The sequence below is a fragment of the Pseudarthrobacter sp. NamB4 genome (genome assembly GCF_005796185.1).
In the GTDB taxonomy this organism is placed as follows: Bacteria; Actinomycetota; Actinomycetes; order Actinomycetales; family Micrococcaceae; genus Arthrobacter.
Genome location: NZ_VAHM01000015.1, coordinates 64,243 through 77,183, shown reverse-complemented (window position 1 = coordinate 77,183; position 12,941 = coordinate 64,243). Strand labels below are relative to the sequence as shown.

The following is a 12,941-nucleotide window of genomic DNA, read 5'->3' as shown; positions in this document are numbered from 1 at the left end:
TCCCCGGCCCCATCTTTCAGCTCATCACCCGCACCAGCTCACACCTTGAAGTACTTCGCCTCCGGGTGGTGGAACACGAATGCGTCGGTGGACTGTTCGGGGTGCAGCATCAGCTCGTCGCTGAGGATCACGCCCATGCGCTCGGGCTTCAGCAGTTCCGTCACCTTGCGGCGGTCCTCCATGTCCGGGCACGCGGGGTAGCCGAGCGAGAAACGGGCACCGCGGTAGTCGAGCTTGAAATACCCTGCCGTGTCCTTCGGTTCCTCGGCCGCGAAGCCCAGCTCCTTGCGGATGCGTGCGTGCCAGAACTCCGCCAGCGCCTCGGTGAGCTGCATGACGAGGCCGTTGAGCTCGTAGTAGTCGCGGTACTGGTTGGCGGCGAACATCTTGGACGTGAACTCCTCGATCTTCGAGCCGGCGGTCACCAGCTGCACCGGCAACACGTCGATCTGGCCCGATTCGCGGGACTTCACGAAGTCGGCCAGGCACAGGTGCCGGTCGCGGCGCTGGCGCGGGAAGTGGAAGCGCAGCCGGTCGGTGCCGATCGGGCCGCCTGAACCACCGTCGGGGGCGAGCAGGCCCGCGGTGCCGAGGACGCCGTCGGAATCCTCGCCGTGGTGAAGCACCACCACCTGTTCGCCCTCGGAGACCACGGGGAAGTAGCCGTAGGCGACGGACGCGTCGAGCATGCCCTCGCCAAGGATCCGGTCCAGCCAGTAGCGCAGGCGCGGCCGGCCCTCGCGTTCCACCAGTTCCTCGTAGGAGGCGCCGTCCTCGCCGCGGCCGGGCTTGAGCCCCCACTGCCCCATGAAGGTGGCGCGCTCATCGAGGAAGGCAGCGTAGTCGTGGAGCGAGACGCCACGCACGATGCGCGTGCCCCAAAAGGGCGGCGCGGGGACGGGATTGTCGGTGGCGACGTCGGACCGGCCGGGCATTGCCTCCGGCTCGGTCACCGTGAACTTCGCCCCTCCCTTGTGGATGCGCTTCTTCAGTGGCGGCAGGCCGACGTCGTCCGGTGACTCGCCGCGGGCGACGCGCACCAGCGGCTCCATCAGGGAAAGGCCCTCGAAGGCGTCCTTGGCGTAGCGCACCACGCCGTCAAACTGCTCCGCCAGGTCCTGCTCCACGTAGGCGCGGGTCAGGGCAGCGCCGCCGAGAATAACCGGCCACTTCTTCGCCATGCCGCGGGACTGCAGCTCCGCGAGGTTCTCCTTCATCACCACAGTGGACTTAACCAGCAGCCCGGACATGCCGATCACATCGGCGTCATGCTCCTCCGCCGCGGCGATGATCTCGGCGATGCCCTGCTTGATGCCGATGTTGACCACTTTGTAGCCGTTGTTGGTGAGAATGATGTCCACCAGGTTCTTGCCGATGTCGTGCACGTCGCCGCGCACGGTGGCGATCACCATAGTGCCCTTGCCGGAGGAATCGGACTTCTCCATGTGCGGCTCGAGCAGGGCGACGGCGTTCTTCATCACCTCGGCGGACTGCAGCACGAACGGCAGCTGCATCTCGCCGGCGCCGAAGCGCTCGCCCACCACCTTCATGCCCTCGAGCAGGTGGTCGTTGATGATGCCGAGCGGGGTCATGCCCTCGCTGCGGGCCAGGTCGAGGTCCTCTTCGAGACCCTTGCCTTCGCCGTCGATGATGCGCCGCTCCAGGCGCGCGCCCGTGGGCAGCGCAGCGAGTTCAGCGGCGCGCTGGTCCTTGAGCGCCGCAGTGTCGACGCCGGCGAACATGTCGAGCATGATTGCGAGCGGGTCGTAAGTGGTGTTGCCGTCGGCGTCGTACTCGCGGCGGTCCCAGACGAGGTCCAGTGCCACCTTGCGCTGCTCTTCCGGCAGCGAGGCGAGCGGGACGATCTTGGCGGCGTCGATAATGCCACTGGTCAGGCCCGCCTGGACGGCCTCGTGAAGGAACACGGAGTTCAGGACGATGCGCGCGGCCGGGTTCAGGCCGAAGGACACGTTGGAGACGCCGAGCGTGGTGTTGATTCCCGGGTACTTTGCGGTGATCTGGCGGATTGCCTCGATGGTTTCAATGCCGTCGCGGCGGGTTTCCTCCTGGCCGGTGGCGACGGGGAAGGTCAGGCAGTCGACGATGATGTCCTCGACGCGCATCCCCCATTCGCCCACCAGGGCGTCGACCAGGCGGGAGGCGATGGCCACCTTGCCTTCGGTGGTGCGGGCCTGGCCCTCTTCGTTGATGGTCAGGGCGATCACGGCGGTGCCGTGTTCCTTCACGAGCGGCATGATGCGCGCGAAGCGGCTGTTGGGGCCGTCGCCGTCCTCGTAGTTGACGGAGTTGACCACCGGACGGCCGCCGATGTGTTCGAGGCCGGCCTGCAGGACGGGCGGTTCGGTGGAGTCGATGACGAGCGGAAGGGTGGAGGCCGACGCGAAACGTGAGACGACCTCCTTGATGTCGGCGACGCCGTCGCGCCCCACATAGTCGATGCAGACGTCCAGCAGGTGGGCGCCGACGCGGATCTGCTCGCGGGCGATGTCCACGCAGTCGTCCCAGCGCTCTTCGAGCATGGCCTGGCGGAACGCCTTGGAGCCGTTGGCGTTGGTGCGCTCACCGATGGCGAGGTAGGAGGCGTCCTGGTCGAAGTTCACGTGCTGGTAGAGGGAGGCGACGCCGGCTTCGCGCTCGGTGGGGATTCTTGCCGGTGCGTTGTCTGCCTTGCTCTCCACGGCTTTGGTGCGGAAGGGGGTAAGACGTTCGACGACGGCGGCCATGTGTTCCGGCGTCGTACCGCAGCAGCCGCCCACCAGGCCCAGGCCGAATTCGCGCACGAACTGCTCGTGCGCGGTGGCGAGTTCGGTGGGGGTGAGCGGGTAGTGCGCGCCGTTGGCGCCGAGGATGGGCAGACCAGCGTTGGGCATGCAGGCGATGGCCACAGAGGACTGCTTGGAGAGGTGGCGGAGGTGTTCGCTCATCTCGTCCGGTCCGGTGGCGCAGTTCAGGCCGATGGCGTCGACGCCGAGCGGCTCGAGGGCGGTTAGCGCCGCGCCGATCTCGGAGCCCATGAGCATGGTTCCGGTGGTCTCGACGGTCACCTCGACGAAGATGGGGAGCCGGATGCCGCGGGAGACGATGGCCTGCTTGCAGCCGTTGACGGCGGCTTTGGTCTGCAGGAGGTCCTGACTGGTTTCGATGAGGAAGGCGTCCGCGCCGCCGTCGATGAGGCCCTCGGCCTGGAGGGTGAAGGTCTGTTTTAGGTAGTCGTAGCTGGTGTGGCCGAGGCTGGGGAGCTTGGTGCCGGGGCCCATGGAGCCGAGGACCCAGCGCATGCGTCCGTCTGTTTCTTCTGCCGCCTCTGCACGCTCGCGGGCGATCTCGGCACCCCTCCGGGCGAGCTCTGTGATCCGGTCGTCGATGCCGTAGTCGGAGAGGTTGGACCAGTTCGCGCCGAAGGTGTTGGATTCGACGGCGTCGATGCCCGTGGCGAAGTAGGCGTCGTGGATGTCTCCGATGACATCCGGGCGCGTGTCGTTGAGGATCTCGTTGCAGCCTTCGAGGCCCTGGAAGTCGTCCTCGAGCGACAGGTCCCGGCCCTGCAGCATGGTACCCATCGCGCCGTCGGCGATGACGACCCGGTGGTTCACTGCATCCAGCAGCTCCTGCGAACGGGCAGGGCGGGGGACGGACTCAATATCAAGCGCAAAACGAGGCATCTAAACAGGTTACGGGCGACCCGCCGCAACGTTGCGCTGTGTGTCCGTGTACTACGACGGGGTGGGTGAGTCGCATTGATCGTCGTGCGGGCTCCAAGCGGTTGGCGAACTACAGCGTGGTGCCAGCGGGGTGGCCGCGTAGCTCGTGGCCTAACGAACCAATAGTGCGGGTCTCCGAGATAGTGGATCGGACGACGGCGGGCCTTCCCGCCGTCGTCCGGTCCACTTCACTGCCGCAAGTGATGTTAGACGGCGGCCGGTATCAAGCCGGCCTCGCGCAGGTCCTTGGATGCGGCAAACTCCTCGGCGGGTGCGTTCTCCTGGTACTCCACCAGTTCCACATGATGCTCAACCAAGGCATCCTTCACGTCCGAAGGGGACGCGTAGAAGTACTCACGGCGCAGATTCACCAAGTTCACGCGCTGGCCAGCAAAATGTTGGTGGAGCATGGTTTCAATGCCCACTGCGTCCTTGGAGAAGAACAGCGCATGGACGTCAAAGAGGAACGGGACGGACGCATCGCCAAGTTCGCGCACTCGTTCCATGGGGTTGAGGCGGCGCGTCATACCGATCTTGACTACCCCTTCACCGAATGCGCCGAGGTTGGAGATGACGTAGACATACCCAGCGCGAGTATTGAGCGCGTTGTCCTCCGCATCGGCCAGCTTTGCCTCTGCGTCTTCGAGCTGCTCCTGGACACGCTGGACACCTTCTAGGTCTCCAGCGGCCTGGAGCTGGACGAGAACATTGGCGTAGTGATCGACTTCTTTCTGCTGCTTGGCCTTTAGCGCTTCCCACTCGCGCTGCGCCTTGGCAGCCTCCCTGGCCTCGGCTCGCGCCTCGGCCTCCATTTGCTTCTGAATGGCGACGGCTTCCAGGTGCCGTGCCGCGAGTTCAAGTTCCTTCTCCCGCAATGAGTGGAAGGCGTTGGTAATCTGCAGACCTATCATGGTGCCCCGCTTGGCGATCTGCTCCCGCGCCTTCTCGAGGCGTGCTGCTGCAGTGTGAAGGTTTCCGGCTTTCACGGTCTTTACACAGTTCTCGGCCTCAGCGTTGTAGGCACGAAGCAAAAGGGCAGAAAGGTCACGGACGAACTTGCTGCCCTCCCTTGTGGAACCGTTGAAAGTGAAGCCAGAGACGGTGGTCACAGCGGTCTTTTCACGCAGCTTGTCCTTGATACGTCCACGAACGGCGGCCAGTTCGTCCGCCAGCTTCACCGACGTCTCAGCAGGGTGCTCGTAATCGTAAAAGCCCACGTTGTGCCGGTCCGCAACCTGCCGGACGTCTAGAAGCTCACCACGGACGGCTGCCAGTTCGGCATTGATCGCCGCCAACTCCCGCTGAGCCGAAGAAATACTACTCTCCAACTCTGAGTCGTGGCGTTCCTTGGCCAGAGTGTCCATGGCCCCGAGCCTCTGGAGGTCAACAAGCATCTGCGCGTTCGCCAGGTACACCTCATCGGCGTACTGCTTCAAACCGGTGGCAGGCAGGGGCGGTGCGCCGAAGCTCGTTCGGTAAGTATTTTCGGCGCTGATGCCGAACCCCTCGGCGGGAGCACCAAAAGCCTTCTTGTACTGCTTCAAGATGTCGACCAGTATCCAGAGCACGCCACCCGCTAGTAGCAGACTAAACGGGAAAGCCTCCGTGGGAACGAAGGCCATAATCAAGAGGCAGGTGCATGCCAAAGCAATATGCTTAGTAAAGCGTCCGGGCGTTTTTTTCGGTTTTTCCGGTTCCTGCGCAGAGCCGGATGATACGTCTGACATGGTTCCCCCATTAGTCGCTGAATGATTCTCGAACGGTAGCAGTAGGGAGCGACAAAACCGTGTGCAGCCGATTCCACCGCTTCTTCCTCCACGCGTGAAATGCACTGCGTGTTTAGTTGCGTACGTCCTGTGACTGCACAGAGCGAGGTTCTCACCCCAGACCGCATCGACGGGGGATGTCTTGGCGGATAGTGCAGGTGACAGCTCAGCCTGAAGCTGCGTGTCCATGGCGCCATCGGCTATGACCATGGCGTGGTTCACGGCGTCCAGGAGTTCCTGCGTGCGGGCAGTGCTGGGCACGGATTCCGTGTCGAACAAAAAATGGGCAATTAAAACAGGTAACGCGGAGCAGCCCCCAATGAATGAGTCGTTAGGCGGGTGTCCGAAAATCGGAGACGTCCCCTCCGGATATTTATGCGAATCCATATGGGTGGCGGCCTCCGCTGTGCCTGCCCCGTTTTCCTTCCAGCCGCTCTAGTCTTGATTTGTGGAATATGACTTGACGCGAATGGGCAGCACAGAGTTCGAAGACATGGGGGTCGCATTATGTGCTGCGTCCTTTGGTCCCGGCGGCCAGACATACGGCACGGGACCGGACGGTGGGCGGGAATGGACATACAAGGGTACTGTTCCAATGCCGTCCTTGCCCATAGACAGTAATGACGCAGAAACAGGTGCGGGCGGAAGCGTATGGACTGGCTACACGGTAGTGCAAGCCAAGTACAAAGAGCGGTTAGTCGGTGGCGCCGAAGACCGTGACTGGCTCCTGGGCGAGATTCAAAAGGAAGTGAATAAGTGGACACGGAAAGAGAGGCCACGACGCCCGAAACCGGACAACTTCCTGGTTATCTCCAATGTCCGTCTCTCAGCGGTCCAGGATGCAGGCGGAATCGATGTAGTTTCCGCCAAGATGGAAGAGCACGCGGCAACGATGAGGCTGGCCGGATGGGCAGTCTGGCACTCAGCCCATATCTCCAGACTCCTAGATGCGCATCCCGGAGTACGCCAAACCTATTTGGGCCTTGTCGTAACAGGAGACATCCTTACTACCTTGCTCGGCAACTTGGTCCAGTTCCAGCCTGACGCTGCTGAGGCACTCACAGGCTTCGTTGCCAAGGAATTACGGGCCTGCAGCAGTGTGAGACTCACGCAGGCCGGAACCGGGCCGGATAAGGAATGGCTATCGGACATAGGAATAGACCTTCCTGCTTTAGACCGTCTTAACCCCACAGATGCTAGGGGTGCGGCGGTTCATCACTTCATAGCACGTGATGTGATCCTTTATGGAGATCGCCCAAGAGACTCCCGAGGCGGTGATTTCACAACGGTTCTGATAGGCGGGCCAGGGCAGGGGAAGTCGACCATTGGGCAATTGATTTGCCAAGCGTACAGAGTGGCTATTCTCGAGGGCCGAGCCTCAGAACTGACTATCGAACATCAGCAAATTCTGGTTGCAACACGCTCTCACTTGGCCGAAATTGGCATTCCTCTACCAAGGATGCACCGCTGGCCTATATACGTGCGTCTCAATGAGTACAGCGAAAGGATCCTCGGCGGTGAGGATTATTCGCTTCGAAGATTCATTGCGGAAGAGATCAATAAGCGAGGAGCCCCCTACTCGCTTACCCAGTCCAACGTGTTTGGCTGGCTTCGTGTGTGGCCATGGTTCCTGGTTTTGGATGGTCTTGATGAAGTTCCGGATGCCTACACACGTAGCGCGCTCCTCGAAAAAATCAGTGAATTCGCTGCGGACGCCGCTCAACAAAAAGCTGACATTTCTATTTTGGCGACGACGCGGCGCCAGGGTTATGAGGACGACCTCCGCACGCTTCAGCCAAGGGAATACGAACTCGTTGAACTCTCAAATGAACAGGCATTAGCCTATGGCCGACAACTAGTTGATTCCCGCCACCGTGCCGACCCTGCGTTCGCGGAGGACGTTTACCAACGCTTGGTGGCTGCTTCGGAGGAGAGGATGACAGCTAAACTTCTTGGATCGCCATTGCAGGTTAGCATCATGGCATCTCTCCTTGAAGAAAGCGTGCGACCTCCAAGAACAAGGCACGCCTTGTTCTCAGCTTTTTATGAAACCGTATTTAAACGGGAAGCGGGAAAAGTCGGCTGGGTTGGAAGAAATGTTCTGGAGCATAAAGCTGATATCGATGCACTCCACGATGCTGCCGGCATGCTACTCCACATTGAAGCTGAGAAGGCCGGTCAAGCTGACGTACATTTGGCAAGGGCAGATCTGCAGGCGATTGCCACCGAGTACTTGATCTCTCAGACCTACACCGCCGAAGAGGCAGCCTCAGCTGCTGAGAATCTCATCGGTCTAGCCCGCGACAGAATCATCCTGCTTGTGGAGTCGTCCGTAGATAAGTGGGGCTTTGAGGTCCGCAGCTTTCAGGAGTTCATGGCGTCGAGATACCTCACGCAGGGTCCGGAGGAAGAGATACTGGCCCGTTTGCGACTGCTCGCCAAAAGCAGCCACTGGAGAAATGTTTGGCTCTTCGCTGCGGCGGAAGTTTATGGGAGCCGGCGCCACCTTCGTGAGAGAATTCTATCGATAGTTATGGAGACTGATGTCCAAACTATGGCGGAGCACTTGGCTAAGCCCGGCGCTGTCCTTGCAGCAGACATGTTGATGGATTACTTTGCAGCCGACACCCCGGGACTGCAAAGCCAATACTGAACAAGGTCCTTGAGATTCTGGACACTCCCCTTGTAAATATACATCTGATTCCAGTTTTGCAGGATGCTACCGAGCGGGATCCAGTTTTCAGGCGAAAAGTGGAACAGCGCTTCAATGATGCACTCAGCGCCGGTGGCCCCAGAAAAGGACACATGCAAACCATTATGCGTATTTGGGTGAAAAATCACACTGGAGCTATCCCGGCATATGTCAGGATGCGCTTGGGTCCTGAGCCGACACCGTCAGGGACTCGCATTTCAGCTCAAGAGATTAGAGCCTCTATAGCAAAGAATTCCACAAGCTCAAAAAGTGTAAAAATATCATTGAAAACCATGAAGGACGCCTTCGCATTGGTTCGCCGTGACGGTCTGAATGCCGACGAACTATCTACGCTTGATGACTTCAATAAGTTTGCGGGGAATGTGGCCTACGTAAATAACCAGCGAGACCTTTTTATGATAAGCGGCAGGAATTTTAAGGATCAGCGTGCCGTCATCGCAAGGATCATTGAGTCGGAATCTCTTTGCAGCGCGTTTGCCGATGCCTTGGACGAGCTGTCAGAGTCGGACTTGGCTGCGTCTGCCTGGCTCATCCGTGAGATTGGCAGATCCATCGGGGAACGCTTTGTCGGCCAGCAGCTCGAAGGTGTAAGCGCGGTTCCCCGGGGAGCTTAGCAACCCCTTGCCCTCTAGCGCGTGTTCTTCAATCGAAGAGGTTGTAGCCCTGCGAGCATAAGCGTTGTCGGGACAGTTATTCCGAGGAATCCATATCCAGCCGAGACAACGAACTGAAGATCTTAGTATTGCTTCAGGCAGACGCGATTGTACGGTTCCAGGAAAATGCAGCATTCAGCCGAACAATACAGTCCGTGATCTCAGTAAGGTTTGGTTGGACACTATTTTCCGCACATCGTGCATGACCGAACATCTAAACCTCCGCCGCAGGCGCCGCGAACTGGGCCTCGTATAACCGCGCGTACGCCCCGCCGGCAGCCAGCAGTGAAGCGTGCGTGCCCTGCTCCACGATCTGGCCAGCCTCCATCACCAGGATGAGGTCGGCGTCGCGGATCGTGGACAGGCGGTGGGCGATCACAAAAGAAGTCCGGTCGGACCGCAAAGCACTCATCGCCTTCTGCACCAGCACCTCGGTCCGGGTGTCCACTGAAGACGTCGCCTCGTCCAGGATCAGCACCGATGGCCGGGCCAGGAACGCGCGCGCAATCGTCAGCAGCTGTTTCTCCCCCGCCGAAACGTTGGACCCCTCGTCCTCCAGAACCGTGTCGTACCCGTCCGGCAGTGACCGCACAAACCGGTCCACATACGTCGCCCGCGCCGCCTCCAAAATCTCAGCTTCAGTAGCACCAGGCCGGCCGTACGCAATGTTCTCCCGGATAGACCCGGCAAACAGCCACGTATCCTGCAGCACCATCCCCAGCCGCGAGCGCAGCTCGCGCCGCGGCACCGAGGTGACGTCCACGCCGTCGAGCGTTATCCGCCCGGCATCCAGCTCGTAGAACCGCATCATCAGGTTCACCAGCGTGGTCTTCCCCGCCCCCGTGGGCCCAACAATGGCCACCGTCTGCCCCGGCTCCGCCACCAAAGAAAGCCCGGAAATCAGCGGCTTGTCCGGCGAATACGAGAAGGACACGTCCTCGAAAACCAGCCGCCCCCGCCCAAACACCGGACCGGCAGAAGGGGCAGGCTCCACAGATTCCTCGTCCTCATCCAGCAACGAGAACACCCGCTCCGCAGAAGCAACCCCGGACTGCAGCACGTTCGCCATGGACCCCAGCTGCGCCAGCGGCATGGTGAACTGCCGCGAGTACTGGATGAACGCCTGCACGTCGCCCAGCTGCATCGCCCCGGACGCCACCTGCAGGCCGCCCACCACGGCGATCCCCACATACACCAGGTTCCCGATGAACGTCATGGCCGGCATGATCAGCCCGGAAATGAACTGCGCCCCGAAACTCGCCTCATAGAGCTCCGCGTTCTTCTGCCGGAACCGCTCCCCCACCTCCTGCTGCCGGCCGAACACCTTCACGAGCGCGTGCCCGGTGTAGGTCTCCTCGATCTGCCCGTTCAGCTCCCCCGTGTGCTTCCACTGCGCCACAAACAGCTTCTGCGAGCGCTTGGCAATCAGCGCCGTGATCCCCAGCGTCAGCGGAATGGTCACCAGCGCGATCAGCGCCAGCGTGGGCGAAAGGATGAACATCATCACCAGCACTCCCAGCACCGTCAGCACCGACGTGACCACCTGGCTGATGGTCTGCTGCAGGCTCTGCGAGATGTTGTCCACGTCGTTCGTCACCCGGCTCAGCAGCTCCCCGCGCTGGATCGAGTCGAAATACTTGAGCGGCAGCCGGTGGATTTTCGTCTCGATCTCCCGGCGCAGCCCGAACACCGTCCGCTGCACCACCCCGTTCAGCACGTACGCCTGCACCCACATGAACGCCGACGACAGCACATACAGCACCAGAGCCCACGTCAGCACACTGCCCAGCGCCGCAAAGTCGATCCCCTGCCCCGGCACCAGGTCCATCGCACTGAGCATGTCCGCGCGCTGCCCCTCCCCCGACGCCCGCAGCTGCGCGATCACCTGCTCCTTGGTGGTTCCGGCCGGCAGGTCCCGGGACACCACCCCGGCGAAGATCAGGTTGGTGCCCTCCCCCAGCAGCCGCGGCCCGATCACGGACAGCGCCACCCCGGCCACCGCCGTCACGAACACCAGCAGCAGCCACGCCCGCTCCGGCCGCAACGTCCCCATCAGCCGCTTGGCCGACGGCCAGAAGTTCATCGCCTTCTCCGCCGGAACGTTCATCCCCGCGAACGGCCCGCCACGTCCCGGCCCGCCTGCCGGACGGGGAATGCGTACGACGGCGGCGCCGCCGGGTGCGGACGCGGGCGCAGCCTTGGTGCCGGCTCCGGGAGAGGGCTGGCCGCTCATACCGTCTCCTCCGCCGCGAGCTGCGACGAGACGATCTCGCGGTACGTTTCGGAGGTTTCCAGCAGCTCGCGGTGCGTTCCGCGCCCCACGATCCTGCCGTCGTCGAGCACTAAAATCTGGTCCGCGTCCACGATGCTGGACACACGCTGGGCGATGATCACCAGCGTGGCGCCGGCGGTGCTGCGCTTGAGGGCCTGGCGGAGGCGGGCATCGGTGCCGGTGTCCAGCGAGGAGAACGAGTCATCGAAAATGTACAGCTCGGGCCGTTTCACCAGGGCCCGGGCGATGGCCAGCCGCTGCCTCTGCCCGCCGGAGACGTTGGTGCCGCCCTGACTAATGGGCGCGTCCAGCCTCTCCTCCATCCGCTCCACGAAGTCGCGGGCCTGGGCGATCTCCAGCGCGGTCCAAAGCTCGTCCTCGGTGGCGTCCGGCTTGCCGTACAGCAGGTTGCTGCGGACGGTGCCGCTGAACAGGAAGGGCCGCTGCGGGACCAGGCCGATGTGCCCCCAGAGCAGGTCCGGGCGCAGCTCGCGGACGTCCACGCCGTCCATCCGCACCGAGCCTTCCGTGGCGTCGAAGAGCCGTGGCATGAGATTCACCAGGGTGGTCTTGCCGGCGCCGGTGCTGCCGATGATCGCCGTCGTCTGCCCTGCCCTGGCGGTGAAGCTGATACCGGTGAGGACGGGCTGGTCGGCACCCGGGTAGGCGAATCCGACGTCGCGCATCTCCAACTCGCCGCGGCGGCGGCCGTCCTGTCCCGCCGTCGTACTGACCGGATGAAGCGGCGGCCGGACGCTGGACTCCGTCCGCAGCACCTCCCCGATCCGGTCGCCGGACACTGCGGCGCGCGGGATCATCACGGCCATGAACGTGGCCATCATGACGGACATCAGAATCTGCAGCAGGTAGCTCAGGAACGCGATGAGCGTGCCTACCTGCATGGAGCCGTCCTGGATGCGGAACGAGCCGAACCAAATCACGGCCACGGACGAGACGTTCAGGACCAGCATCACCAGAGGGAACGCGAGCGCCATCAGCCGGCCGGCGCGCAGGGCGGTGTCCGTGACGTCCTCGTTGGCGCGGGCGAAACGCTCGGTCTCGATGTCCTCCCGGACGAAGGCGCGCACCACGCGGATGCCGGTGAGCTGTTCGCGGAGGACCCGGTTCACGGTGTCGATCCGCTTCTGCATCTTCTTGAACAGCGGCACCATCCGGACGGTGATCAGGCCGACGGCGATCAGCAGCACCGGGACGGCGACGGCGATCAGCCAGGACAACTGGGCGTCCTGCCGCACCGCCATGATCACCCCGCCGACGCTGAGCATGGGCGCGGTGACCAGCATGGTGGCGGACATCAGCACCAGCGTCTGTACCTGCTGGACGTCGTTGGTGGACCTTGTGATCAAGCTGGGGGCACCGAACCTGGTGACTTCCTGCTCGGAGAACTCCCCGACCCGTTTGAAGATGGCGCCGCGCAGGTCCCTGCCCACCCCCATCGCCGCCTTCGCCGCGAAGTACACCGCGATCACGGCGCAGACGATCTGCAGCAGCGTGATCGCCAGCATCACCCCGCCCAGGCTCAGAATGTAGCCGATGTTCGCCTTGGCCACGCCCTCGTCGATGATGTCCGCGTTGAGCGTGGGCAGGTACAGGGACGCGATGGATTGCGCCAGCTGGAAAACCACGACGGCGGCCAGCAGCTTCCGGTGCGGCCGGACGTATTCAACAAGCAGCTTCCAGAGCATGCGGCTCCCTGACTTCTTGCCCCACGGGATGTGATGCGAAGCTCAGTTTACGTCCGGGGGCCGGGGTGGAGCCGCGGATGCTCGCGAGAGATTGTCCTGGACCTCCGCT

The 12,941-nt window shown here is 62.4% G+C and carries 6 protein-coding genes; 2 read left to right on the top strand and 4 right to left on the bottom strand.

What is annotated here, in order from left to right; genetic code table 11:
* Positions 1-38: 38 nt before the first annotated feature.
* Both metH and FDW81_RS14245 read right to left on the bottom strand, forming a co-directional pair.
* Complete coding sequence (metH, locus tag FDW81_RS14250; protein WP_138134852.1) at positions 39-3,683, bottom strand: methionine synthase; 3,645 nt, start codon at positions 3,681-3,683, stop codon at positions 39-41.
* Between the two features lie 245 nt (positions 3,684-3,928).
* On the bottom strand, positions 3,929-5,749 hold the full coding sequence (locus FDW81_RS14245) for a DUF4041 domain-containing protein (RefSeq protein ID WP_205754619.1): 1,821 nt from the start codon (positions 5,747-5,749) through the stop codon (positions 3,929-3,931).
* A gap of 343 nt (positions 5,750-6,092) precedes the next feature.
* Here FDW81_RS14245 and FDW81_RS14240 point away from each other — a divergent pair, with 343 nt between their 5' ends.
* Both FDW81_RS14240 and FDW81_RS14235 read left to right on the top strand, forming a co-directional pair.
* Positions 6,093-8,141 carry an NACHT domain-containing NTPase gene (locus FDW81_RS14240; RefSeq protein WP_171027221.1) on the top strand — a complete coding sequence of 683 codons (2,049 nt, stop codon included), beginning with the start codon at positions 6,093-6,095 and terminating at the stop codon, positions 8,139-8,141.
* Positions 8,142-8,239: 98 nt separating this feature from the next.
* Positions 8,240-8,815: a hypothetical protein gene (locus tag FDW81_RS14235; protein WP_138134848.1), complete on the top strand. Its 576-nt coding sequence runs from the start codon at positions 8,240-8,242 to the stop codon at positions 8,813-8,815.
* 253 nt (positions 8,816-9,068) lie between these two features.
* Here the strand turns inward: FDW81_RS14235 and FDW81_RS14230 are convergent, their stop codons facing one another.
* Complete coding sequence (locus FDW81_RS14230; protein ID WP_138134846.1) at positions 9,069-11,087, bottom strand: ABC transporter ATP-binding protein; 2,019 nt, start codon at positions 11,085-11,087, stop codon at positions 9,069-9,071.
* Positions 11,084-12,832: an ABC transporter ATP-binding protein gene (locus FDW81_RS14225; RefSeq protein WP_138134844.1), complete on the bottom strand. Its 1,749-nt coding sequence runs from the start codon at positions 12,830-12,832 to the stop codon at positions 11,084-11,086. The genes FDW81_RS14230 and FDW81_RS14225 overlap by 4 nt, the downstream gene beginning before the upstream one ends.
* Positions 12,833-12,941 lie beyond the last annotated feature (109 nt).

Excerpts from the sequence above, each read along its gene's own strand:
- metH (WP_138134852.1), bottom strand. The coding sequence starts at position 3,683 with ATGCCTCGTTTTGCGCTTGATATTGAGTCCGTCCCCCGCCCTGCCCGT.
- FDW81_RS14230 (WP_138134846.1), bottom strand. The coding sequence starts at position 11,087 with ATGAGCGGCCAGCCCTCTCCCGGAGCCGGCACCAAGGCTGCGCCCGCG.
- FDW81_RS14225 (WP_138134844.1), bottom strand. The coding sequence starts at position 12,832 with ATGCTCTGGAAGCTGCTTGTTGAATACGTCCGGCCGCACCGGAAGCTG.